Raw genomic sequence first — 25,122 nt, forward strand, 5'->3', positions numbered from 1 at the left:
TACTCATGATTGATAAGCGAGGGCCGGCTCTTTTCAGGCTCTAAGCCGGCGATGGGTTTGCTGCTTTTGGTTCTAGGTCAGCGGCGCAGAAGCGACTGTACTTAATAGGCTCAGGTCCTTCGCGACCGCTGATTCTGCATAGGAGCACCCTGATCATGGCCTCTTCCCGCTTGCTTTGCCTCATCTCGGTCATGCTGCTTTGCATCTCGGCGCTACAGGCATCGGCGGCGGTGACCGAGCGCGCCGAACGGCGCCAGGCCGCCCGCGAGGTGCGCCAGGAAACCCGTCAAGACGCCCGCCAGATCAAACAGGACTGCCGCCACGCCGACATGCAGAGCAACGCCGGCTGCCGGCAGGACAAACGTCACACCAAGCAGCAAGGCCGGGAACGGGCGCGCGACCTCAAGTATTGAGCGTCAGCCTGGCGCTACACGCCGAAATTGAAGGCAATCGAGATACGTGGTCGTTTGCCGTTGTAGCGTCGCACCGAATGCATCAGCCACGACGGAAACATGATGAAGGTTCCGCTCGCAGGCGCAACCGTGCTGCTGAAGCCGGCCGTCAAGCACCCTTCGATACGCATCCTTAGGTCGGGATTGTAGGCCGAAGGCATCATCCCTCGCGGGTCGGGAAACTCCAGGTCGCCGCCTACCGCCGGATCTTCCTGGCGGCCACCGTCGTCCACCCAGTACACACCAGACCAATAGGCACCCGGGTGGCCATGCAGGTCGTTGGAGTCGCCTGCGAAATTGACATTCGCCCAAGCATTGTGGCGCCACTCGAACGTAGGCTCGATGAAGCCATGTTCGGCACTGTGGACGGCGGTCAACTGGCTGGCGAAATTGCGCCCAAAGGCCAGCAGCGCTTGTGCAGCCTCACCACCCCACTCGGTGAAGTCGGCGGTTGATTGCCAGCCGCCTTGGTTGCTGTGCGAAGCCCCCCGATCCACCTCCATGCGCTTGGCAATGACCTCGCGAAGCTGGTTGTTCAGCGTTGCTGCCTGGGGGTGAACGATGCTGGCGACGGGCGTGACGAAAAACTTGTGGATCTGGATGCTTTCTGGATCCAACTCTGAATGCGCTTGCATCGACATCCTCATGGCTTCACGGCAAAGGCCGCGAACATAAACAGCAAATGTGCAGAAACCATGGAGACAGGCCCGCAGTAATCCCCGGCGGCACAGGCAATCGCCGCAGATGTGACGGGATGTGAAAAATTTGTCGAAATGCAATGTGCGTTTGAGTTAGATTCTCATTCAGATTATTAAACACATTTCGTAACCATTTCCCTTTAGGAATTCTCCTTGAAACGTCATATCCCTGCCAGCCTCCTGCTGGTCGGCGCCTGCAGCGCCCTGCCCATCGCTCATGCCGCCAACGACCTGACTCTGCCCGCCACCGAGATCGTCGGTACCAACGAAAGCGTCGATGGTGTCAGCCAGGGATACGAGGGCAAGGCATCGTCCACCACCACCAAGCTGGGCCTGACCGACAAGCAGACGCCCCAGGCGGTGACCACCATCACCCGCCAGCAGCTCGACGACTTCAAGATCAACGGTATCAAGGACGCCCTGCGCGCAGCACCATCGGTGACCGTGGAGCAGACTGAGTCCGATCGTACCGAGTTCACCTCGCGCGGCTTCGACATCAACACCTTCGAGTACGACGGCATGGGCATGCCCTTCGTCGGTACCGTGCTGGTAGGCGAACTGGACCTGGCCGAGTACGAGCAGGTGGACATCCTGCACGGTGCCAACGGTTTGATGAGCGGCGCCGGTAACCCGTCCGCCACGGTCAACTTCGTGCGCAAACGCCCGACCGAAACCTTCCAGGCGCAGGTCAACACCAGCGTAGGCTCCTGGGACAACCGCCGCGTCGATGTCGACCTTTCCGGCCGTTGACCGACAGCGGCAATGTGCGCGGTCGCTTCATCTATGCCCACGACAAAGGCAATTCGTGGATGGACCGCTACAGCCACGAGCGCAACATCGCCGCCGGCTTGCTGGCCATCGACGTGACCGACGCCGACACCGTGACCGTGGGTTTCTCCCAGCACAACAGCGACTCCAACGGCAGTACCTGGGGCAACCTGCCGCTGGCCGACAGCGCTGGCAATGCCATCCACTACAGCAGCCGCAGCAGCAACATCGGCCAGCCGTGGACCTACTGGAACCTGCATACCCAGCGCGCCTTCGTCGAGCTCAAGCATGATTTCGGCAACGACTGGCACGCCACCCTCACAGCGTCCGGCGTGCAGGAAAAGCAGAATACCAACATGCTCTATGTCGACTCGGTCACCGATGACGTCGCGGATGCCTACGCCAACCACACCCGCAGCGAAGCTCACCAACTGCTGGGCGAGGCCAAGGTGCAAGGCCCGTTCAGCCTGTTTGGCCGCGAGCATCAACTGACTTTCGGTGCCGCATATGGCCGCACCCATCAGAAAGGCCAGGAGTACGACACCGACCTGGTCAACGGCAGCTTCTTCCAAACGTCGTGGTCGGACATCCTGGCAGGCAAAACCCCAATGCCATCGTTTGGCGCTACCAACGAAGCGCTGTCGCAGAATTTCCAGGATACGCAGAAGAGCGTATTCGCCGGCGCCCGCTTCAGCCTGGCCGACGACCTGCACTGGATTGCCGGTGCGCGCATGCTCAGCGCCGACGGCAAGGGCGACAGCTACGGCGCAGAACGCTCCACCCGCGAGCACGGCAAGGTCACGCCCTACACCGGCCTGGTCTATGACCTGAACGATGCCTGGAGCGTGTATGGCAGCTGGACCAAGATCTACAACCCGCAGTACAACGTGGCGGACATCTCCGGAAAACTCCTCGATCCGCTGGAAGGCAAGAGCATGGAGGTCGGTCTCAAGGGCAGCGTCATGGACGAACGCCTGCACGTGACCGCTGCACTGTTCAAGACCCAACAACGTAACGTCGCCGTGTATGGCGGCGTCGAGAACGGTCGCCAGTACTACACGGCCGACGAATTCAAGAGCCACGGTGTAGAACTGCAAGCCACCGGCGAGGTGATACCTGGCCTGGACCTGCTCGCCGGCTACACCTATGTGCGCATCGACAACGACGACGGCGACCGTGCACGCAAGTACGTACCGAGCCACGCCTTCCGCGGCATGGTCACCTATCGCCTGCCGGCCCTGCCGCAGATGAAGGTTGGCGCCCGACTGAGCTGGCAGACCAAGGTGGAAAACGACGACAACAGCGCCATCCACCAGAACGCCTACGGCCTGGTCGACCTGATGACCAGCTACGACATCGACAGCAACTGGAGCACGTCGCTGAACCTGAACAACGTCACCGACCGCAAATACCTGCTGTCGCTGTACAACAATGCCACCACTGCCAGCTACGGCGCACCGCGTAACCTGACGGCCTCGGTGACCTGGAAGTATTGATCTCTACCCACTGATTCGCGGCGGGCCTCCCAGGCCTGCCGCGCCCCTCCCCACCACATCTCCCTTCCCCCGCATCTTGGCACCCACAGGCGAGCCCTTGGCTCCCTCGGTCAAGCACCCGCCAATCCCCAGACGTTAGCCTTCTGCCCACACAACAAGCTGTGTCTCGCACTCAGACAATTCTAAAAAATGCAGAGGTAGCGTCGATGGCCTTCACACCCCGCAACAAGCGTTCGCTGTGCCTTGCCCTGAGTTGTACGGCACCCGTGCTGCTTGGCGCACCAAACGCCAACAGCCTGTCCCAGTATGACGACGGTGCCACGGTCATCGACGCCAAGCTGTCCGCCGCCTTTGGCGTATATGGCAGCCGTGAGTCCTATGCGCAAGCGCCGGATCGCAAATCGGGTTCGACGTCCTGGCAAGAAGCGGTGTTGCAATACGGGCTTGACCTCAAACACACCGATCAACACTCCACCAGCACCTACGCAGCCCTGAACTTGGTGTCCAGCGCCACGTTCGGCGACGGTGACTCAGCGGGCTGGACCCTGGGCGACGAACGCACCACCAAGATAGAGGACGCCTACATCGGCTGGACGTCGGGCAAGCGCCTGCCGATGCTCGGCAATGACGGTATCGACCTGTCACTCGGGCGGCAGAACATCGTGATCGGGGACGGCTTCATCGTTTCCGGCGATGCCCTGAACTTCGGCAAGGGCCTGCTCGATGGCCATCTCGACCGTGGTGGCGCCTATTACCTCACAGGCCGCAAGGCATTCGACCAGACCGCGGTCATACGCCTGGGTGGCAAGGAGGGGCTGCGCGGCGACCTGATGTGGCTGAAATCGGATAACCGTGCCCAGGCAGAACCGGAAACGGCCGTCGCCACCCTGGAAAACGTTACGGCCCAGGGCACCGTCGGCCTGACCGCGCTGAAGGTGCTCGACACCGACAAGACCTTCGCCGAGCTGCTGTATCCAGAGCGTAAGGGCATGAAGATCTACAGCCTGCGCGCCCAGGGCAATGCCGGCGTACCGGGGTTGTTCCTGGCCGGTGAATACGCCACCGAACGCAAGCCGCGCAGCGATGAAAACGCCTGGTACCTGGAAGCGGGCTGGACCTTCGACGACCTGCGCTTCGCACCCAGGGTCAACTACCGCTACAGCCGCTTCTCGGAAGGCTACGACCCGCTCTTCTACGGCAATGGCCGGGAGCTGGGCACCTGGTTCCAGGGTGAAGTTGCCGGCAACTATGCAGGGCCGTTCAACAGCAACGCCAGCATCCAGCAAGTGGGCCTGAAGCTGGCTGTCAGCCCCACCTTCAATGCCGGGGCCATGCTGTTCAAGTTCGACACCTTGAACACCGCCACTCAGGACCTGAGCGCCAAGGAGCTCGATATCTATGGCGAATGGACGGTCAACGAGCATCTGCAGGTACTGCCCCTGGTCGGCTTCTACAAGCCCGAGCACAGTGCCGAGCGAGGTGGCAGCCAGTTGGGCAGCGACCGGACCAACGTCTACGCCCAACTGCTCCTGGTGACCAACTTCTGATGCCGCTTGGCACCGATTTACAACCGGTGGTCGCTGTAGGTCATTTCCTGCCGGGCCCTGGTATGAACTAAATGTAACCGCCTTACACTTTCCAAGGATTTCTGTCGTGGCCAACAACGAAAACAATGCCCCGCACCTATCCCAGACCCTGCGCTGGACCGATGCCTTCGCCCTGTCGATGGCCGTATCAGGGTCTATCTTCGCCTCGTTCGGCTACGCCCTCGGTGCCTTGGGGCCGATCGGCGCCCTGCTCATCTGGGTCGGGTCGGCGGCGATAGGCGCGTGCCAGAACTGGATCTTCCTCGAGGTCAGCGCGATGTTTCCGGACAAACCGGGCGGTATCGCCATGATCGCCACCGAAGGCTGGAAGCGACGCTGCACCCTGGTGGGCCCCATCGCTTCGTTCGGCTACTGGCTGGGATGGTCGGCGGTGCTGTCCATCGTGGGCGTCAGTGCCGGCTCGCTGATCCAGGCGCAGTGGTTCGCCGATCAGACCTGGAGCTACTCGTTGGGCTCGGTGAGCATCGGCCTCGTCCAGTTCATCGGTGCCGGTTTGATCGTGGTGTTCTGGCAGTTCAACCGCCTCGGGGTGCAACTGGCGGCGTCGGTGTCCAAGTACATGGGCGTACTGCTGCTGATCCCGATCCTGGTACTGGCGTTCGCGCCCTTGTACAGCGAGGCCTGGAGCTTCGCCCACTTCAAGAGCGCCTGGCAACAGCTCCCAGCGCTGGACTGGAGCACGGGCCGTCCCGCGCTGATGTGGCTGTTCCTGATTGCCTGGAGCGCCTATGGCACCGAGATGTGCGCCGCCTTCGGCCCCGAATACCGAAGCAAGAAAGACATGCGCCTGGCCCTGGTGACTTCCGGCCTGTACACCGTTGCCGTGTTCGCCGCGGTGGCGTTCGCCCTCGGCGGCCTGGTGGACCAACAAGCGGCGATCGACAACCCCAACGGTTTCTTCATCGGCGCCTTCGACGTGCTGCTGGGCAACCAGTACAGCAGCTTCTTCGTCGGCACGCTGCTGGTCGGCCTGTTCATGGGCTTGAACGCCTCCCTGGCCGATGGCTCGCGGGCACTCTACGGCATGGCCCTGGATGGCCTGACCATCCGCCAGCTGGGCGTGCTGAACAAGCACCAGGTACCGGGCCGCTGCATGACCGTGGCAGTGGTACTGAACATCGCCATGATCTTCCTGCTGTCTTCGCCGCTGGCCATCCTGGTCACGGCGAACATCGGCTACGTGGCCTCGATTTTCTTCGCCCTGACAGGCTTCCTGTGGCTGCGCAAAGACGCTGCCAGCGCCGTCCGCCCAGTAAGACTGGGGCGCGGCTGGGTACCCATCGGCTGGGCCTTGAGTCTGTTGACCGGGCTGATCGTGCTGGTCGGCGCCGCCTCGACCGAGCTCGCCGGTTACGGCGGCAACAAGGAGTTGTTGATCGGTCTCGGCATCCTCTTGTTGTCGGTGGTGCTCTTCGGCCTGCGCAAGCTCCAGGACCGCCACCACTCGACCAACCCGACCACCCCGCATAACGCCTGAGCCTGACGCTGCAGTGCGCTCCAAATACCGCAAAAACGATGAGGGATGAATACCATGGCTCTAACTTCCAACGCCGACACCGTGTATGTATTCCACGATCACGCCTCGCTCCGCTGGTCTACCGACCAGGCCGGCGACCACCCTCGTGCAGCCCTTCAACTCGCGCCTCAGTGTGCTCAACACCACCACCTATCCCGAGGACCTGGCCAAGGGCTGAGCACAGGGTACTGAGTCCAGAACGCATCACTCGATAATTCTAAAAAAGGCCACATCATGCTGTCCGTCGAAAATCCGAGCACCTATTACACCGCCACCCGCAAGTACGACCTCAAGTTTCCCGACTTCGAAGCTGACATCGACGCCGAGGTGGTGGTCATCGGTGGCGGTTTCTCCGGCGTCAGTACCGCCCTGGAGCTCGCCGAGCGCGGAGTGACCGACACCGTGCTACTGGAAGCGCGCTACCTGGGGTTCGGCGGCTCGGGGCGCAATGGCGGCCACGTCATGGCGGGCATCGGTCATGACCTGGAACGCATTCGCAAGAGCGTCGGCCGGCCCGATGGAATGCACGGCCAACCTGTTCCCACAGGTCGGCACGCTGCCCGGGCAGCCCAATGCATTCTTCGTCCAGGGCTACTCCGGGTTTGGCGTGACCCCAAGCCACGTGGTCTCACGGGTGGTCGCCGATGGCATGACCCAGGGCTCGCGGCATTGGGACGTGATGAGTTCGATCCCGCGCAAGCGCGTGATCGGCAAGGACAGCTGGCGCAACCTCATCTGCACCCTGGGCAAGGTCGCCCACCAGATCCAGGGCTACGGCAACGGCCGGCGCTGAGCACGATAAACCACCAACACGAGGCAACAGCATGACAAGCCAACTGCATGCAGCCCTGCGCGAGCGCCTGGACGTGCTCGAACAGTGCTGGCTCGCCGCCGATGCACCGGCGATCGTCGAGCAGCTCTATACCGAGCAGACGCAAATCACCGGCCCCGGCGAGGCGCCGGTCTACCAGGGCACCCGGCAACTGACCGAATTGGTCGGCGCACTCATCGCCGACACCGTCAAAGCGACGCTCCGGATCGACCACGTCCAGCCCCTGGCGCAAGACGCCGCCTACAGCTGGGTGACCTGGTACGTGCAGCCCAGGGAGGGCGAGCCGTTCAAGATGAAGTCGCTGTTCGTCTGGGAACGCAAGGCCGAAGGCTGGCGGCTACAGGCCGACCTGTACGCCGAAGGCGAAATTCACCTCTGACCCCACGCCCCCTGGCAGGCTGGTCTAACGCCTTGGCACGCCAGGACAAGACAGCAAGCGAGCCGCAAGGGCCCAATGAAAGAACCTCAACTTCCTCTTTTCTGGAGTACTGCCATGACCCTCACCGCCATCCAGCCGGGCGTGCAATTGACCGACCTCGACGCCTGGGGAACCGTTGCCGACCTGGGCTCGACCATTCTCGAAGGCGAAGTGAAAGCCTTTGGTCGGCTGACCCACGGCGCACCCACCGATGCGGTCAGCAGTGGCTATTTCGGCACCACCCGCGGCAAGTTCCGCATGACCTACCCATTCGACGAACAGGCGGTGATCGTCACCGGCGAGATCCAGCTGACCGACGAATCCACTGGCCAGGCGACCCGCTACAAGGCCGGTGATACCTGGTTCGTGACCAAGGGCACGCCAGTGCTCTGGGAAGTCCTGAGCGAGTCGTTCGTCAAGCACTACCTGGCGGTTGCCTGACCTTTCTCCTGCGCAGCCGCTCGCCCCGGCTGCAGCATCCCGAAGCAATATCATCCCCGCTCGCCCCGCCCCACTAGACCATTGCCACCCAGATGATTAACATGTTACCAAAGTATTCCGCCAACGCGGGAGAACTGGCCCGTCGCCACGGGAATGGCCGCGGATTGGCACACACAGATGCAGCCAGGCTGCTGGCATCTGAGCACACTACAAAGGTGCGTCATGAATCAACTCCAGACGTTTGGCGACCGTTTGCAGGGCTCCGTCGGCTATCAGTTGTGGGAGTCGACGCTGGCCGAGCAGTGCGGCGCATTCCACCCCGAACCGCCGGTCAGCCAGGGCATCGAAAGCTTTCAAGGGGCGATCTGTCCGGCCCAGCCCGGCTTCGGCGCGAAGATCGCCAGCAATTCTTCGCACATCCACCGCAGTGCCAAGGACATCAAGCGCGACGGTCACGACTTCTTCTACCTGGTCCACCAGCTGTCGGGAAGTGCCGTGATGGAGCACTGCGGCACCCAGACCGTCATCGGCCCGGGCGACCTGGTACTGCTCGACAGCGCGCGGCCCAGCGACTTCTATTTTTCTGGCCTCTCCGAACAGATCTCTTTGGTCATCCCGCGCCACAAGCTCGATAGCAGCCAGCCCAACAGCCGCCTGCTGCTTAACCAGAAGCTCTGCGCCAACACACGCATAGGCGCCATCGCAGGCTTCATCACCCAACAGTTTTTCGAGGACACCGGCCCCGCTGCGGATTGCGAGGCAGTCATGGAGGCGCTGATTGGCGTGATCCGGCCAAGCTTCGTCTGCCGGCCGGACGACGCCCCCACGTCCTACCAGGCCCAGGTGCAGAAGTCGTTCTTCGAAAAAGCCCAGCGCTACATCGAGGCCAGGCTGGGCAACTTCGAACTGACCCCCGACCTGATCGCCAGCGACCTTGGCACCTCCAAGCGCACCCTGCACCGGGCATTCGCCCAACAGGGGCTGTCGATCGGCAAGTACATCCTAGAACGCAGGCTGGACCGCTGCGCGGCGGCCTTCGACCGCGAGACCGACCTGCAGAAGATCTCCGCCGTGGCGTTTGCCTGGGGCTTCAACGACGTCAGCCATTTTTCCCGCGCCTTCAAGAATCGCTTTGGCGTGTCACCCAGAGGGTTCAAGAACAGGAATGGCGGCCAACTGGTCACCGCTCTCCCAGCCTCCTCCTAGTGCCGCCATCAGGCCAATGCAGGCATCGAGCTGCTGAGTCTGCAGGGCTTGCAGCTTACGCCGCTCCTGCAACGCATCGAGCTGCGCGGTCAGCACGTCGAGCAAGCTCACCGCGCCTTGTCGATAGCTGTGCAAGGCAATCTGCTCGGCACTGCCAGCGGCATCCGCTGCCTGCTCCACGTCCGCGGCTTCACGCGCCAGGTCGCGCACCTGTGCCAGGTTGTCCTCGACCTCGCGCACGGCCAGCAGGACCTTGCCGTGGTACTGCGCCGCCGCAGCTTCGAACTCGGCCTTGGCCCTGCTTTCATCGGCAGACCGGCGACCACCATCGAACACCGGTAGCTGCAACACCGGCCCCACCGCCCAGAACCGATTGGCGGCGGCCAGCAGGTTGCCGCTGCCCTGGGTCTGCCCGCCCAGCAACCCAACCAGGCCAAAATCCGGGTACCAGGCGGCACGCGCCACACCGACACTGGCATTGGCGGCGAACACGCGGCGTTCGGCAGCCGCCACATCGGGACGGCGCAACAACAGCTTGCCGGGTAGCTCGGCAGGTATCTGGGGCAGGTTGACCGGCGTCGGGTCCGACGACAGGGCGAACTGGCCCGGCAGGCTGCCTACCAGCTCGGCGATGGCATGCTGTGCCAGGGTGCGCTGGGCGATCACGTCATCCGCCGCCGCCTTGGCCTCCGACAACCTGGCCGTAGCCCGGTCGAGGTCCAATTCGGAAGCGATGTTGCCGTTGTAGCGTTCCTGGATCAGCGTCAGCAGGCGTGCCCGGTCTGCCACCGCGCTATCGAGCAACTGGCGCTGGGCATCCAGGCCCCGGGCACGCACGTACAACACCGCCAGCTGGCGCTGCAGGCTCAGGCGTGCAGCGGCCAGGTCGTCCCGCGAGGCCTGCGCGGTCGCATCACCGGCAGCCACCTGGTTGCGCAGGCGCCCCCACAGGTCCAGGTCGAAGTCCAGGCTCAAGCCGGCGGTGTCACTGTCGTAGATCGAAGGCTGGGTATCGCCACGCAGCGGCCTGCGATCCGACTGGCGCTGGCGCAGTGGCGTCGCACTCGCCGTCGCCTGGGGCCAGAGCCCGCCGTGCAGGCCCTGGGCATAGGCGGCTGCCGCATCGTAATGGGCCAGCGCGGCAGCGAGCGTCGGGTTGCAAGCCGCCAGTTGCGCCTGCAGTGCATCGAGGCGCGGGTCATGGAACAGCGTCCACCACTGCGCAGGCAGTTGCGTGTCTGCGCCAACCTGCTGCCAGGCACCCACCCGTTCACCATAGTGACTGGGCAGCGCCACCACCGGCGCGTTGTACTGCGGCGCCAGCGAGCAACCTTGCAAAACCAGGCACAGCATCAGACCAACACGCTTAGACCGACGGCGCATGAGCACCTCCCGGGGTCACGCTGCGCACCGCGTCATTGTCGCGCAAGGCATCGGGCGGGTTGTCCACCACCTCGTCACGCAAGCCCAGGCCACGGTCGACTATCAATTTGCTGCCCAGGTCCTGGGCGATGTGGATGCTGCGCAGGTGCGCGCGGCTTTGTGCATCGAGCACCGCCACCTGCGGGCCCTGAGCCCTGAAGATCAAGGCGCTGGAAGGAATGCTGACGGCATTGGGGTCGGCGCGCAGCATGATGCTTGCACTGGCATAATCGCCTGGCAGCAAGGCGCCGGCAGCGTTATCCACGGCGTACTGGGCGAGCAAGGTGCCCGAGCCCTGGTCAACGGCGGTGGAGGTACCGAGCAACGCGGCGGTGTAGTGCTGGCCGGGGCGCTCCGGCACCGACAACTGCACCCGCATGCCGGGCAGTATCTGGCTGGCGTAGTTCTGCGGTACCGGCACGTACAAGCGCAGACGGCGGTTGTCGGCGATGTCGAACAGCGAGGTGGCATTGTCGCTGTCGGCCTTGATCAGCTGGCCGACCTGCGCATGGCGGGCGGTGATGGTCCCGGTGAACGGCGCGCGGATGACCTTGTACGCCGCCAGGTCCTTCAGCCTTGCATAATCGGCCTCGGCCGCCTGGGCATCGGCGCCCGCTACGGCGGCGGCAGCCACCTTCTCATCGACTTCCTGGCGCGATACCGAATGGCTGGCGAACAAGTGCTGCCAGCGCTGGGAGGTACTTTCCGCCAGCGCCGCACTGGCCTGGTGTTGCGCCAGTCGCGCCTTGGCCTGGGCCAGTTGTTGGTCCAGTTCGGGGCTGTCGATTTCAGCGAGTGGTTGGCCGGCCAGGACCTGCGTGCCGATGTCCACCTGCCAGTGCTTGAGGTAGCCACTGACGCGTGCATTGACCTTCGCCATGTTCCAGGCTTGCAGGTGGGCCGGCAGGCTCAGGGTTTCGCCAGCGGCATTCATCATCGGACTGATGGTGACCACGGCAGGCAACGCCCTGCCCTCGGTCCAGGCCTGAACATCCGCGGCCTGGCGCTGCCGTGCATGCACACCGAACACCACGACCAATGCGGCCAGGCACAAGCCGGCGCCGCCCACGAGTTTCAGACGTCGGCGATCAGGGACGAATTGGCTAGGCATGCAGGTTTTCTCCAACGACAGCGTGAGGGGTTGAGCGGCGGTGGGCCAGGCTGAACACGACCGGTACGAACAGCAGGGTCGCGGTGGTGGCGACGATCAGGCCGCCGATCACCGCCCGGCCCAGGGGCGCGTTCTGCTCCTGGGACAGGGCCAGCGGCAACATGCCGATGATCATCGCCAGGGCGGTCATCAGCACCGGCCGGAAACGAGTGAAGCCGGCTTCCATCGCAGCCTTGATGGCATCGCCGTGCTCGGCCAGGCGTTCGCGACAGAAGCTGACTACCAGCACCGAGTTGGCAGTGGCCACCCCCATGCACAGGATCGCCCCGGTCAGCGCCGGCACCGATAGCGTGGTGCCAGTGACGAACAGGATCCAGACGATGCCGGCCAGCGCGGCGGGCAGCGCGGTGATGATGACGAACGGGTCGATCCAGGACTGGAAGTTGACCACGATCAGCAGGTAGATCAGCACCACGGCGCACAGCAGGCCCAGGCCCAAGCCATGGAAGGCTTCATGCAGCGCGGTGATCTGCCCGTGCAGGCTCACGGTGGCGCCTTTGGGACGCAGGTGCGCGGTATCGTCGATCACGCGCTGAATGTCTGCGGCGATGCCGCCCAGGTCGCGGACCTGGACGTTGGCGTACAGGTCCAATGTCGGCGTGATGTTGTAGTGGCTGACCACATCGGCGGTGTTGGTCCGCGCCAGGCTGGCGATGCCGCCGAGCACCGCGGTATGGCCGGTGCTGCCGGTGATCGGCAGTGCTTCGAGCTGGGCGATGCTGCTCATGCGGTACTGTGGCGTCGAGCCGACCACCGAGTACGACACGCCATTGGCCGGGTTGAGCCAATAGGTCGGCGCGGTTTGCGAAGTGCCGGCCAGGGAGGCGCCGAGGCTTGCGGTGACGTCACGTTCGGTGATGCCCAGCTCGGCAGCACGCTTGCGGTCGACATTGACCTGCAGCGACGGGTAGTTCTCGGACTGCTGCAGGCGCAGGTCGGCAATGCCTGGAATGTGCTGCAGGCGGCGCATGACTTGCGCGGCATAGGCACGGTTGGCGGCATCGTTGGGCCCGGAAATCTTCACGTCCAGCGGTGCCGGCGAGCCGAAGTTGAGGATCTGGCTGCTGATGTCCGCCGGCAGGAAGGCGAAAGTAGTGCCCGGGAAGCTATCCGGCAGCACTTCACGCAGGCGCTTCACATACTCGGCAGTCGCACCATGGCCGGCCTTGAGCGAGACCTGGATGTCGCCATCCTGTGGCCCGACCGTGCCACTGGTGTTGTAGGCCATGTCGATGCCGCTGATGGGCAGGCCTATGTTGTCGATGATCGACTCGACTTCATTGGCCGGCAGCACCTCGCGGATGCGGCTCTCGATGCGGTCGAAGGCCGCGGCGCTTTCTTCGATGCGCGTGCCCAACGGCAGGCGCACATGCAAGGCCATCGCACCGGCGTCGGTTTCCGGGAAAAAATCTTCACCGAGGGTGGGCAGCAAGGCGAAGCTGGCCAGCACGCACGCCAGGAAGCCGAGCAGAAACCCACGTCGATTGGCCAGCGCCAACGCCAGCAGCCCCTGGTAGCCGTCACGCAGCCGGGCAAACCCCACCTCGAAGCCCGCTTGCAGACGTACCAATGGATTGACCGACTTGTCGCCTTCGTGGTGATTGAGGTAAGCGTCCTCGGGATGCCGGCCCTCGCCCTGCTCCACCCGGTGCGGCTTGAGCAGGAACATGGCCAGGGTCGGCACCAAGGTACGCGACAGAATAAAAGAGCTCCCCATGGCGAACATCACTGCCAATGCCATGGGCCGGAACAGGTATCCGGCGATGCCCTGGAGCATGAACATCGGAACGAACACAACGCAGATGCATAACAAGGCCACGAACGCAGGACCGACGATCTGCCTGGCGCCATCGAGGATCGACTGCCTGACCGACTTGCCCTGTTCCAGGTGCCAGTTGATGTTTTCGATGGTCACCGTTGCGTCGTCGACCAGGATGCCCACGGCCAGGGCCAGCCCGCCTAGGGTCATCACGTTGAGGGTCTGGCCGCTCAGCGCCAGCAAGGCGATGGCCGACAACACCGCCAGGGGAATCGACGCGGCGATGATCACCGTCGAGCGCCAGCTGCCGAGAAACAGCAGGATCATGGCGCTGGTCAGCAAGGCGGCGATGATGCCTTCGCGGGCGACACTGCCGACCGATTCCTTGACCACGGTCGAGGCGTCGCCAAGCAGCGAGGTCTTGAGCTCGGGTGGCAGGGTCTCGTCGATGCGTGGCAGCATGTCGCGGATGCCGCCGACGATCGACAGCGTCGAGTTGTTGCCGTTCTTCAACGCCGGCATCAGCACCGCACGGCGGCCGTCGACGCGCACGATGTTGGTCTGTGGCGGCGCCCCATCGCGGACATGCGCCACCTGCCCGACGGTGATCTGGGCGCCGTCGACGATCTTGACCGGCAACTCGTTGAGCTGGTCGATGGCGGTCGGGCTGTTGTTCAACAGTATGGTGAATTCATTGCGGCCGATCTTCGCCGTGCCCACCGGGATGATCTGGTTCTGCGCAGCCAGCGCATTGGCCACATCCTCGGCGGACAGGCCCTTGGCGGCCAGGGCCTGGGGGTCGAGGTCAAGGGTGATCTGGCGCTGCTTGCCGCCCATGGGCGTCGGCATCGACAGCCCCGGTACCGAGGTCAGCGGCAAGCGAATGCTGTTCTGTACCAGGTCGCGGATCCGCGCCTCGGACAGCGTCGGGCTGGAGAACGCCATCTGCAGAATCGGCACGGTCGAGGCGCTGTAGTTGAGGATCAGCGGCGGCGTGATGCCTGCAGGCATTTGCTTGAGCACGGTCTGCGAGACTGCGGTGACCTGGGCATTGGCAGTGCGGATATCGACACTGGGTTGGAAGAATATCTTGACGATGCCCATGCCTGGCAACGACTGCGACTCGATATGTTCGATGTCGTTTACTGTCGTACTCAAGGCGCGTTCGTAGGTATAGATGACCCGGCCGGACATGGCATCCGGCGCCAAGCCCGCGTATTGCCAAACCACAGCAATGACCGGTATGCCGATATCGGGAAATACATCACTTGGCGTGCGTACCGCCGCCAGCGGCCCCACAATACAAATCACGATCGCCAACACCAGGAAAGTGTATGGCTTGTGCAATGCCGTTTTTACCAGACCGAGCATGCGCGCCCCCGAAAGTTGAATCGGCGCAGTCTTCCACGGCCTTCCCAGCGCGTCGGTTAAACCTCCATTAAAGTAATTTAAGAAAAACGGCCGGGCATATTCACTTGAAGCGAAGCGACTGACTGGCATCCTATGCGAATCATTCGCAGCTGAAGTCTAAGGGGTCGTAATGGGGGGCAAGATGCTTGCTAACTGGGGCTTGGTGGTGCCGCTGGCGGGGGCACTTTTGATACTTGCAGGGTGTGCCGGGCCTATGCCCAAAGCCAGCCCTGACGAGGCCTGGGTAAGTTTACGGGAAGAGCCGGCAACGACGTTGATGGCAGAAACGCTCGATGGCAAACGGCTGGACGATGGGCGCTTCTTCGAGGTGCCCGCGGGCAAGCACAGGCTGGGAGCGACCCTGTTCGTCGAGGGCGACGGTGATAGTAATGGCGAGATCTGCAACGCCTCGGTCGCCTATGACACGTTCAAGGCGGGTGGGCACTACACATTGGTGGAAAGTAGCTTAGGGCAGACTTATACATTGACCCTTTACAATAAAGCCAATAAAGAACTTGCGCAGACTTCGGAAACTAGTTGCATGGCGGGGTAATCGTTTTTCTGCTAACCCTGAAAGTTCTTTCGCCATGACGGTGCCATCCAACGTAAAAACCGGACCGGCCTCTTCGCGGGCAAGCCCCCTGTCCCAGAAAAAACATAACTCATTGATTTAGCGGGGATCTGTGGGAGCGGGCTTGTCCCGCGAACACCGGCGAAGCCGGTGCCATCCACCGCGTCGCCCCATTCGCGGGACAAGTCGGGGCGCCGAACCGCCGCTCCCACAGTGGCCACAGTTCTCTGCGCGACAGCGCAGCCCAGAAGGGCTGGGTGATCTCCCACAGGACCAACGCAGCACATGCAGGTTGCGATATCCCTGTGGGAGACTTCGGAAACTAGTTGCATGGCGGGATAATCGTTTTTCTGCTAACCCTGAAAGTTCTTTCGCCATGACGGTGCCATCCAACGTAAAAACCGGACCGGCCTCTTCGCGGGCAAGCCCCCTGTCATAGAAAAAACATAACTCATTGATTTAGCGGGGATCTGTGGGAGCGGGCTTGTCCCGCGAACACCGGCGAAGCCGGTGCCATCCACCGCGTCGCCCCATTCGCGGGACAAGTCGGGGCGCCGAACCGCCGCTCCCACAGTGGCCACAGTTCTCTGCGCGACAGCGCAGCCCAGAAGGGCTGGGTGATCTCCCACAGGATCAACGCAGCACATGCAGGCGGCGATATCCCTGTGGGAGACTTCGGAAACTAGTTGCATGGCGGGGTAATCGTTTTTCTGCTAACCCTGAAAGTTCTTTCGCCATGACGGTGCCATCCAACGTAAAAACAGGACCGGCCTCTTCGCGGGCAAGCCCCCTGTCATAGAAAAAACATAACTCATTGATTTAGCGGGGATCTGTGGGAGCGGGCTTGTCCCGCGAACACCGGCGAAGCCGGTGCCATCCACCGCGTCGCCCCATTCGCGGGACAAGTCGGGGCGCCGAACCGCCGCTCCCACAGTGGCCACAGTTCTCTGCGCGACAGCGCAGCCCAGAAGGGCTGGGTGATCTCCCACAGGATCAACGCAGCACATGCAGGCGGCGATATCCCTGTGGGAGCGGGCTTGCCCGCGAAGAGGACACCGCGGCACGAACGGGTCAGGACGTCAGCGCCTGCTGGCGCACTGGGGCTTCATAGCGATGCGGCTGCTGCCAGGCCAAGGTTTGCTGGACACCCACCGCGGCATCCAGCACCTTCTGCGTCCAGCTTTCGTCCTTCGGGCACACCACGACCACGCGGAAACCGTGATCGTCGCCTTCGATGCGCACGCCCTCGGAGTCATCGACGTGCAGGTCGATATCGAACGCCGGAGGGTATTTGGACGGCCCCTTCGCAAAGCCCTGCTCGTTCAGCACATGCTGGTGCCGATCGCTGTTGACCACGCCATCCACACGAATGCCGTACAGCATCAACCAGCGCCGGATGTACGCCGGGGTGCGCCCGGACGAGGTATAGATCCAGACACTGCAGCCCTGGCGGCGCAGGTCGCGAATCAGCGAACGGGTACCGACCCGCAGCGGCTCGCCCAGCCAACGGTGGACGAACTCGGGCAGCTTGCTGTCTTCAGCGGCGCTGTGCTCCGGCAAGCAGGCGAGCGTGTCGTCGATATCGAACGAAATGCGCATTCTCGGCCGCGTGAACGCGCGCCCCAAGGTTTGCCACGCCTGCTGCGTGGAAGGTCGCCAGTGATTGAGCATCGGATAGCGGGCCATCAGTGGCTCCCCTGGTAGATAGGTTGTGGTGTGCCACTGAGGAAGAACGCCTTCGGTTCAGGCGCCTGCGCTTCGAGGAATGCCGCATATTTCTTCTTGATCTTGGGCAATTCGTACAAGGCTTTGACGCCATGCTTGGCGGAATTTCGAATGACCGAGGACGGATTGAAGTAACCCTCGGCGTTGTCCAGCGAGAGTACGAACGGTGGCAGCCCTGCTCTCATCAACAGGTAGCTGACGATCAACGAGCCGGTGCGATTGTTGCCTTCGATGAACAGCTGCGGTTTGCTCAGGATTCGCACATACACCCCCGCCGCGCGCTTCCACACCGAATCACTGCGGTACGAGCAGTACCAGTTGTACAGGTCCTTGATGCCGCCTTCGACGTTGTTGAAGAAGTGCGCCTCGGTGGCGGCCAGGTGCTGGGCGAACTCCTGCCGGCGTGCCGGGTCGCGACCGCACAGCACCGTGGCATTGAGTTCGAGCATCAGGTTCACCTGCTGCAGCTCGAAAAGATCGATGCCCCGCGCCACGTAGTCGTCTATCAGGGCATAGCCCTCGACCACATTCAACAGCACCTCGTCGGTGAACGGATCACGCGGTTCGGTGAAGTGCCGGCTGAGTTCGGCGAAACGGCTCTGCACCTCACGCAGTGCGCGTTCTACCGCAGACAGATCAAGACGACGCGTTACAGGCATTGGCGATCCCGAAACAAACTGAAAAATAAAACCACCCCGAGCGAGCCACGGCTCAGCTGAATTTGCCGCTGATGTAGTCGCTGGTCAGTTGCTCGCGGGGGTTCTCGAATATCTGCGTGGTCGCGCCCATCTCGACCAAGTAGCCGGTACGGGTCCCCTGGGAAATATCGACCGAGAAGAAGGCAGTGGTGTCGGCGACACGGATCGCCTGCTGCATGTTGTGGGTCACCAGGGCGATGGTGTAGTCCTTCTTCAACTCGACCATCAGCTCTTCGACGCGGCGGGTGGCGATGGGGTCCAAGGCCGAGCATGGCTCGTCGAGCAACAGCACTTCCGGCTCGGTGGCGATGGCGCGGGCAATGCACAGGCGCTGCTGCTGGCCACCGGACAGCGACAGGCCGCTGACCTTGAGCTTGTCCTTGACTTCATCCCACAGCGCGGCCCCTTGCAGGGCGTGCTTGACGCGATCACCCAGATCGCCCTTGTAGCGGTTCAGGCGCAGGCCGAAGGCGACGTTGTCGAAGATGCTCATCGAGAACGGGTTCGGCTGCTGGAACACCATGCCGATGTAGCGGCGCACCACCACCGGATCGACGCCCTTGCCATACACATCCTGGCCCAGGAAGTGCACGTGGCCTTCGAAACGGAAGCCCTTCACCAGGTCGTTCATGCGGTTCAGGCTACGCAGCACGGTACTCTTGCCGCAGCCCGACGGGCCGATGAAGCCGGTGATCTTGTTCTTCTCGATCGGTACATGGCTGTCACGCACGGCCATGAAGTTGCCGTAGAAAATCTTGTCCAGCTTGCAGTCCATGACTACAGGTGTTTGGCTGATCATCGGAGCGGCTCGTTGCGCAGTGGATACGTTCAAGTTCAGATGCTCCCTGTCTTAGTACTTGGGCTTGCCGAAGATACGGCTGATGACGTTCACCACCAGCACGATCATCACCAGCACCAGCGAGGCCGCCCAGGCGAGCTCCAGCTGGTTGTCGAACGGCATGCCAGAGAAGTTGTAGATAAGTACGGCAAGCGAGGCCGTGGGGTTCATGACGGCCAGGCTGCCGTCATGGTAGATCCAGTAGTTGCTGAACAGCGCAGTGAACAGCAGCGGCGCGGTTTCGCCCGCGGCGCGCGCCACGGCCAGCATGACGCCGGTGAGAATTGCCGGCATGCCGGTTGGCAGGACGATCTTCCAGATCACCTGGGCGCGGGTGCAGCCCATGCCGTAGGCGGCATCTTTCATGATCTTGGGCACCATCTTCATGGCTTCCTCGGCGGTCAGCACGACGATCGGCAGCATCAGCACGGCCAGGGCCACGCCACCGGCTGGGGCCGAGTAGGTGCCGGTAGTCATCACCACCAGGGCGTAGGCGAACACACCCGCCAGAATCGATGGCAGGCCGGTGAGCATCTTGGCAGCGAAGCGCGCGGCGTTGGCCAGCTTGCTGTCGGGGCCAAGTTCGGCCAGGAACACCGCCGCCAGGATACCGACCGGCACGGCGATGGCTGCGGCGATGCCGACCATCACGAAGGTGCCGGCCATGGCGTTGCCGAAACCGCCACCCATCTCGAAGCCGGTAGGCGGCAGCTCGGTGAACACCTCGAGGCTAAGACGCGCACCGCCGCGAGTGATCAGCATGTACAACACCGAGATCAGCGGCACGCTGGCCAGCAGGGCAACGAGCCACACCATGCTGGTCAGGACCACGCTGCGCAGGGCTCGCCCTTCGAAGCGGCGCTGCAGGCTCGGCAAGGCGACGCCTGGGGTCGTGAGGTCGGTCATTATTTGTTACCCCGCTGGGCGTAGAGCATGATCATCGAGCCAAACACGTTCACCAGCAGGGTGATGAACATCAGTACCAGCGCGGCGTACATGAGAATCTCCACCTCGTTCGGGCCGGCCTCCGGGAAGTTCAGGGCCAGCAACGCCGCCAGCGTGTTGGCTGGGGCGAACAAGGACAGGGAAATGGTATTGGCGTTGCCCACCAGCATGGCCAGGGCCATGGTTTCGCCCAGCGCACGGCCGAGGCCCAGCACCAGGGAGCCGAAAATACCGGTGGCAGCCGAGGGCACCATCACCTTGAGAATCGCTTCCCAGTGGGTGGTACCCATGCCGTAGGCCGCTTGCTTGGTTTTCATCGGTACGCTGGTGAGCGCATCCTGGGAAACGGCGGCGATGGTCGGCAGAATCATGATGGCGAGCACCAGTGCCGCTGGCAGCAGCCCAGGCCCGCTCAAGGAAGTGCTGAAAAACGGAATCCAGCCCAGCTCGCTGTTGAGCCATGCGGTCAACGGGCGAATCGCCGGGATCACGACATAGATGCCCCACAGGCCGTAGACCACGCTGGGGATGGCGGCGAGCAGCTCGACGATGGTGCGGAACACTGCAGCCAGCTTGGCGGGCAGGAAGTCCTGGGTAAGGAAGATGGCCATGCTGACGCCGAAGAAGCCTGCGATCAGCAGCGCGATGAAGGCGCTGTAAAGCGTGCCCCAGATCGCCGGCAGAATCCCGTATTTACCCTGGTTGACATCCCACACGCTGCCGAACAGCACGTCGAAGCCATGCTTTTCCATACCCGGAAGTGCCTTGCTCCCTACTTCGAAGACCAATGCGACGACCAGGGCCAGCACCAGCACCACGCCGATACGTGCAAGCGCACGGAAGGTGCGATCGACCAAAAAGTCCTTGGCCGAGGGTGGCTGGCACGCTGAGTCGGGGTTATCCGGTATGGCAAAAGGTGTGTTCATTGGCTAATTCCGGGACAAAGGTCAAATGCTCCCGACGCGGCTGTCACGCACGTCGGGAGCGGTCAGGCAAGTGTTACTGGATGTTCTGAGCGGCTTTGCGCACTTCAGCGACAACCGACGGCGGCAGCGGGATGTAACCCATCGAGTCAGCGATCTTCTGACCTTCGGTCAGGCTGTACTCGACCATTTCACGCATGGCCTTGGCCTTGGCCGGGTTGCCGTTGTCCTTGCGGAAGATCATCCAGGTGTAGGTGGTGATCGGGTAGGACTTGGCACCATCCGGATCAGGCAGCCAGGCCACCAGGTTTTCCGGCATCTTCACCGCAGCCAGGGCCTCGGCACCGCTCTCGGCGTTCGGCACCACGTACTGGCCAGCCTTGTTCTGCAACTGGGCGAAGTCGACCTTGGCCAGCTTGGCGAAGCCGTATTCGATGTAGCCGATGGCACCTGGGGTCTGGCGCACGGTGGCGGTCACGCCATCGTTCTTCGGCGATTTGATGAACTTGTCGGTGGCAGGCCAGTTGACGGTGTTGCCCTCGCCCAGTGCTTGCTTGAAGGCCGGGTTGATGGTCGACAGGTGCTTGGTGAAGACTGCGGTGGTACCGCTGGAGTCGGCACGCACGACCACGGTGATCGGGGTGTCAGGCAGTTTCAGGTCCGGGTTGGCGGCGACGATCTGCGGGTCGTTCCATTGGGTGATCTTGCCCAGGAAGATGTTGGAGTACACATCACGTGGCAGTTTCAGACCTTTCGGGTTACCTGGAAGGTTGTAGGCCAGGACGATCTCGCCGGCAGTCATAGGCAGCAGTTGCACGCCTTCGCCGACCTTGGCGATTTCTTCGTCTTTCATGGCCGAGTCACTGGCGGCGAAATCGACGGTCTTGTTCAGGAAGTCCTGAACACCCGCGCCGCTGCCCTTGGACTGGTAGTCGACGGTCACGCCAGCGGTATTCTTGCTGAAATCCTTGAACCAGGTGAGGTAGATCGGTGCTGGGAAGCTGGCGCCGGAGCCGGTCAGGCGAACGTTCTCGGCAAAGGCGCCCGAGGCACAGAGAGAGACCGAGACGGCGAGTGCAGCAGACTTCATCAGGCGTATCATCGAAAGAGCTCCATGTGTTGGCCGGAGCACTTTGCAATAGCTATGTTACAGCTGTGTGACGATTGAGTGGCAGAGCACGCGATAGAGCAACTTTCCGACTAATGCTTAGGCGGTGTGACGCCTTGATGCAGCCCCCGAAGGGGCTGCAGGCCACGTTATTCAGCCTACCGACTCAAATACGGGCGCCCTTCCAGGCGTAAATCTAGCCCTGTACCGTTGGTAAGTGGCGCACACAGGCCATGTTTGGCAGCATGGTTACATCTCCACCTGCGTCCCCAACTCGATTACCCGGTTCAGCGGCAACTGGAAATACTTCAAATTGCTGTTGGCGTTCTTCAACAGGAACGCGAACAGGTGCTCGCGCCAACGCGCCATGCCGATCCGCTTGCTTGCGATCACGGTTTCGCGGCTGAGGAAATAAGTGGTGCGCATGGGGCCGAAATCAAGATCGGCACGCGGGCAGCGGCTAAGCGCCAGGGGCACATCGGGCTCTTCCATGAAACCGAAATGCAGGCTCACACGGAAGAAGCCCTCGCCAAACGCCTCGACCTCGCAACGCCGCTCGGCGTTGACGCGAGGCTCGTCGGCGAACACCACGGTCAACAGCACCACCTGCTCATGCAACACCTGGTTGTGCAGCAGGTTGTGCAGCAGCGCATGGGGCACTGCCTCGGGCCTGGCGGACAGGAATACGGCCGTGCCGCTGACCCGGTGCGGTGGCTGGGCCTGAAGACTGGTAATGAACAGATCCAGTGGCAACGCGGTTTCGTCCAGGCGCTCGACGATGATCCGCCGACCGCGCTTCCAGGTGGTCATCATCACGAACAGCACCACTCCAGCGATCACCGGAAACGCCCCGCCCTGGATGATCTTCGGCGCGTTGGCGGCGAAGAACAGGCTGTCCACCAGCAAGAAACCCAACAGCAGCGGCACTGCCAGCCAGCGCGGCGCCTTCCACAGCAGCAATACCACCGCAGAGGCCAGCAGCGTGGTGATCAGCATGGTGCCGGTCACGGCAACGCCATAGGCCGCCGCCAGCGCGCCGGACGACTCGAAACCGATCACCAGGAGCACCACGCCCAGCATCAGCATCCAGTTGACCATGCCGATGTAGATTTGCCCCTGCTCCTCGCTGGAGGTGTGCTGGATGAACATTCGCGGTACATAGCCTAGCTGGATGGCTTGCCGGGTGAGCGAGAACGCGCCGGAAATCACCGCCTGCGAGGCGATGATGGTCGCCAGTGTTGCCAGCGCGACCATGGGCAGCAGCGCCCATTGGGGTGCCAGCAGGTAGAACGGGTTGCGCACGGCGTCTGGGTTTTCGAGGATCAATGCGCCCTGACCGAAGTAGTTCAGCACCAGCCCCGGCAGCACCAGCAGGAACCAGGCGCGGGCGATGGGTTTGCGACCGAAGTGGCCCATGTCGGCGTACAGCGCTTCGGCACCGGTCAGCGCCAGCACCACGGCGCCGAGAATCGCCACGCCCATGCCTGGGTGCAGGATGAAGAACTTCACCGCCCACACTGGGCTGAGCGCCTGTAGCACCTGCGGATGCTGGACGATGCCATGGACACCCAGCGCGCCGAGCACCACGAACCAGAGCACCATGATCGGCCCGAACAGCCTGCCGATGCGTGCGGTCCCGTGACTCTGGATGAGAAACAGCGCCACCAGCAGCACCACGGCCAGCGGTACGACCCAATGGTCGATACCGTCGAACGCCAGTTGCAACCCCTCCACCGCCGACAGCACCGAAACCGCCGGGGTGATCATGCTATCGCCATAGAACAGCGCAGCACCGAACAGGCCGAGCAACACCAGCACCTTGCCCAGGCGCTTGTGAGGAGCAGCTGCGCGATGGGCGAGTGCAGTCAACGCCATGATGCCGCCCTCGCCATTGTTGTCGGCACGCAGGATGAACAGCACGTACTTGATCGACACCACCCACAGCAGCGACCACACCACCAGGGACAGCACGCCGAGCACACCCGCGGTGTTGGCCTGGACGCCATAGTGGCCGGCGAACACTTCCTTGAGGGTGTAGAGCGGGCTGGTGCCGATGTCACCGTAGACCACGCCGACGGCGGCGACGAGCATGGCGGTGGCGGAGGTTTTCGCGGACTGAGGGGGGTGTGCTGCGACGGCGGACTGGCTCACGAATGGCTTCTCTGGACTGACGGGCGTAGACGCGTGCCATCCCACGGCATCGCGGCGGTCAGTATCCCTACAGGCAGCCGGGCGGGTCGTAAAAAGAGCGTAAAAAATGCTGTTCTGTGATGTGGTTTGAGGCATGCGCCAGCACACGCCTCACACCCATACGTCATGAAACGCTCAGAACGTGCCGGGGTAGGCCCCGCCATCGATGAGCAGGTTCTGCCCGGTAATGAACCCACCCTGGGCACTGCAGAGAAACGCGCAGTACGCGCCGAACTCCTCGGGGTTGCCGAAACGCGCGGCTGGAATCGCCTGGCGCCGAGCCTCGGTCGTCGCTTGCAGGTCGCCACTGGCCTGACTCGCGGCCTGCAACGTCTTCTGCAGGCGGGCGGTGTCGAAGGCGCCCGGCAGCAGGTTGTTGACCGTCACATTGCGCCCGGCCAGACGCTGTTGGCGGGCCAGCCCGGCGATGAAGCCGGTCAGGCCGCTGCGGGCACCGTTGGACAACCCAAGGATATCGATCGGCGCCTTCACTGCGCCCGAGGTAATGTTCACCACCCGGCCAAAGCCGCGCTCGGCCATGCCGTCGACCACCGCCTTGATCAGTTCGATGGGCGTGAGCATGTTGGTGTCGAGCGCCTTGATCCACTCCTCCCGGCCCCAGTCGCGGAAATCGCCTGGGGGTGGGCCACCGGCGTTGTTGACCAGGATATCGACCTGCGGACACGCCGCCAGCAGGGCCTGGCGTACAGCGGGATCGGCCACGTCCCCCGCGACCGTGCGCACTTCGATGCCGGCAAAGCGGACTCGCAGTTGCGTGGCCGTCTGCTCCAAGGTGCTGGCGGTGCGGGCGTTGATGACCAGGTTGACCCCTTCCCCGCCCAAGGCCTCGGCGCAGCCCTTGCCCAGCCCTTGGCTGGCAGCGCAGACGATGGCCCAGCGGCCCTTGATACCTAGTTCCATGATTGGC

General features: G+C 62.9%; 20 protein-coding genes and 2 pseudogenes. 10 read left to right on the forward strand and 12 right to left on the reverse strand.

The annotated features are described in order from the left end of the window. The first annotated feature begins 155 nt into the window (after positions 1 to 155). Positions 156 to 413: a hypothetical protein gene (locus E6B08_RS16585; protein WP_136915046.1), complete on the forward strand. Its 258-nt coding sequence runs from the start codon at positions 156 to 158 to the stop codon at positions 411 to 413. Positions 414 to 427: 14 nt separating this feature from the next. Here E6B08_RS16585 and E6B08_RS16590 read toward each other — a convergent pair whose 3' ends face one another. After that, entirely contained in the window at positions 428 to 1,087 is a 660-nt protein-coding gene (locus E6B08_RS16590) for a TIGR02466 family protein (RefSeq protein ID WP_136915047.1), read from the reverse strand. A gap of 243 nt (positions 1,088 to 1,330) precedes the next feature. Here E6B08_RS16590 and E6B08_RS16595 point away from each other — a divergent pair. The 8 genes and pseudogenes from E6B08_RS16595 to feaR all read left to right on the forward strand — a co-directional run bounded on the left by E6B08_RS16595 (position 1,331) and on the right by feaR (position 9,434). Continuing rightward, positions 1,331 to 3,414, forward strand: a pseudogene (locus tag E6B08_RS16595) (TonB-dependent siderophore receptor). 206 nt (positions 3,415 to 3,620) lie between these two features. Further along, the gene (locus E6B08_RS16600) at positions 3,621 to 4,961 is read left to right on the forward strand and encodes a hypothetical protein (protein ID WP_136915048.1); all 1,341 of its coding nucleotides are present in this window, start codon (positions 3,621 to 3,623) and stop codon (positions 4,959 to 4,961) included. A 106-nt stretch (positions 4,962 to 5,067) separates the two neighbouring features. Further along, positions 5,068 to 6,498, forward strand: coding sequence for an APC family permease (locus tag E6B08_RS16605; RefSeq protein ID WP_238349221.1), 1,431 nt, complete (start codon positions 5,068 to 5,070; stop codon positions 6,496 to 6,498). 85 nt (positions 6,499 to 6,583) lie between these two features. Further along, complete coding sequence (locus E6B08_RS31330; protein WP_265411712.1) at positions 6,584 to 6,715, forward strand: hypothetical protein; 132 nt, start codon at positions 6,584 to 6,586, stop codon at positions 6,713 to 6,715. Between the two features lie 56 nt (positions 6,716 to 6,771). Continuing rightward, positions 6,772 to 7,330, forward strand: a pseudogene (locus E6B08_RS16610) (FAD-dependent oxidoreductase). Between the two features lie 31 nt (positions 7,331 to 7,361). Beyond that, on the forward strand, positions 7,362 to 7,748 hold the full coding sequence (locus E6B08_RS16615; RefSeq protein WP_136915049.1) for a DUF4440 domain-containing protein: 387 nt from the start codon (positions 7,362 to 7,364) through the stop codon (positions 7,746 to 7,748). A gap of 114 nt (positions 7,749 to 7,862) precedes the next feature. Beyond that, positions 7,863 to 8,228, forward strand: a complete 366-nt coding sequence (locus tag E6B08_RS16620; RefSeq protein WP_136915050.1) for a cupin domain-containing protein — start codon at positions 7,863 to 7,865, stop codon at positions 8,226 to 8,228. Positions 8,229 to 8,450: 222 nt separating this feature from the next. Beyond that, positions 8,451 to 9,434 (forward strand): transcriptional regulator FeaR, encoded by a 984-nt coding sequence (feaR, locus tag E6B08_RS16625; protein WP_192938541.1) that lies wholly within the window; start codon positions 8,451 to 8,453, stop codon positions 9,432 to 9,434. On the opposite strand, the gene E6B08_RS16630 is transcribed toward feaR, so the two are convergent. From E6B08_RS16630 to E6B08_RS16640, 3 genes are read right to left on the reverse strand one after another with little or no spacing between them, the layout of a single operon-like run. After that, complete coding sequence (locus tag E6B08_RS16630; protein ID WP_136915052.1) at positions 9,369 to 10,817, reverse strand: efflux transporter outer membrane subunit; 1,449 nt, start codon at positions 10,815 to 10,817, stop codon at positions 9,369 to 9,371. The genes feaR and E6B08_RS16630 overlap by 66 nt on opposite strands. Then, positions 10,801 to 11,967: an efflux RND transporter periplasmic adaptor subunit gene (locus E6B08_RS16635; protein WP_136915053.1), complete on the reverse strand. Its 1,167-nt coding sequence runs from the start codon at positions 11,965 to 11,967 to the stop codon at positions 10,801 to 10,803. The genes E6B08_RS16630 and E6B08_RS16635 overlap by 17 nt, the downstream gene beginning before the upstream one ends. Beyond that, positions 11,960 to 15,157 carry an efflux RND transporter permease subunit gene (locus E6B08_RS16640; protein WP_136915054.1) on the reverse strand — a complete coding sequence of 1,066 codons (3,198 nt, stop codon included), beginning with the start codon at positions 15,155 to 15,157 and terminating at the stop codon, positions 11,960 to 11,962. Before E6B08_RS16640 ends, E6B08_RS16635 begins: the two co-directional genes overlap by 8 nt. 169 nt (positions 15,158 to 15,326) lie before the next feature. Between E6B08_RS16640 and E6B08_RS16645 the strand changes: the two genes are divergently transcribed. Beyond that, a complete protein-coding gene (locus tag E6B08_RS16645) occupies positions 15,327 to 15,749 on the forward strand; it encodes a hypothetical protein (RefSeq protein WP_238349222.1) in 423 nt (140 codons plus the stop codon). 1,089 nt (positions 15,750 to 16,838) lie between these two features. On the opposite strand, the gene E6B08_RS16650 is transcribed toward E6B08_RS16645, so the two are convergent. From E6B08_RS16650 to E6B08_RS16685, 8 genes are all read right to left on the reverse strand, one after another. Next, the gene (locus tag E6B08_RS16650; RefSeq protein WP_238349223.1) at positions 16,839 to 17,366 is read right to left on the reverse strand and encodes a hypothetical protein; all 528 of its coding nucleotides are present in this window, start codon (positions 17,364 to 17,366) and stop codon (positions 16,839 to 16,841) included. An 86-nt stretch (positions 17,367 to 17,452) separates the two neighbouring features. Further along, a complete protein-coding gene (locus E6B08_RS16655) occupies positions 17,453 to 18,151 on the reverse strand; it encodes a hypothetical protein (protein WP_136915056.1) in 699 nt (232 codons plus the stop codon). Positions 18,152 to 18,203: 52 nt separating this feature from the next. Next, positions 18,204 to 18,989, reverse strand: a complete 786-nt coding sequence (gene pstB, locus E6B08_RS16660) for a phosphate ABC transporter ATP-binding protein PstB (protein WP_238349224.1) — start codon at positions 18,987 to 18,989, stop codon at positions 18,204 to 18,206. A 51-nt stretch (positions 18,990 to 19,040) separates the two neighbouring features. Further along, complete coding sequence (pstA, locus tag E6B08_RS16665; RefSeq protein ID WP_136915058.1) at positions 19,041 to 19,934, reverse strand: phosphate ABC transporter permease PstA; 894 nt, start codon at positions 19,932 to 19,934, stop codon at positions 19,041 to 19,043. Further along, a complete protein-coding gene (pstC, locus tag E6B08_RS16670; RefSeq protein ID WP_136915059.1) occupies positions 19,934 to 20,899 on the reverse strand; it encodes a phosphate ABC transporter permease subunit PstC in 966 nt (321 codons plus the stop codon). Before pstC ends, pstA begins: the two co-directional genes overlap by 1 nt. Before the next feature lie 73 nt (positions 20,900 to 20,972). Next, positions 20,973 to 21,998: a phosphate ABC transporter substrate-binding protein PstS gene (gene pstS / locus E6B08_RS16675; RefSeq protein WP_136915060.1), complete on the reverse strand. Its 1,026-nt coding sequence runs from the start codon at positions 21,996 to 21,998 to the stop codon at positions 20,973 to 20,975. Positions 21,999 to 22,253: 255 nt separating this feature from the next. Continuing rightward, complete coding sequence (locus E6B08_RS16680; RefSeq protein WP_136917422.1) at positions 22,254 to 24,095, reverse strand: potassium transporter Kup; 1,842 nt, start codon at positions 24,093 to 24,095, stop codon at positions 22,254 to 22,256. 234 nt (positions 24,096 to 24,329) lie between these two features. Beyond that, positions 24,330 to 25,115 (reverse strand): SDR family oxidoreductase, encoded by a 786-nt coding sequence (locus tag E6B08_RS16685; protein WP_136915061.1) that lies wholly within the window; start codon positions 25,113 to 25,115, stop codon positions 24,330 to 24,332. Between the last annotated feature and the right edge of the window lie 7 nt (positions 25,116 to 25,122).

It is taken from the genome of Pseudomonas putida, from assembly GCF_005080685.1.
Taxonomy (GTDB): Bacteria; Pseudomonadota; Gammaproteobacteria; order Pseudomonadales; family Pseudomonadaceae; genus Aquipseudomonas; species Aquipseudomonas putida_V.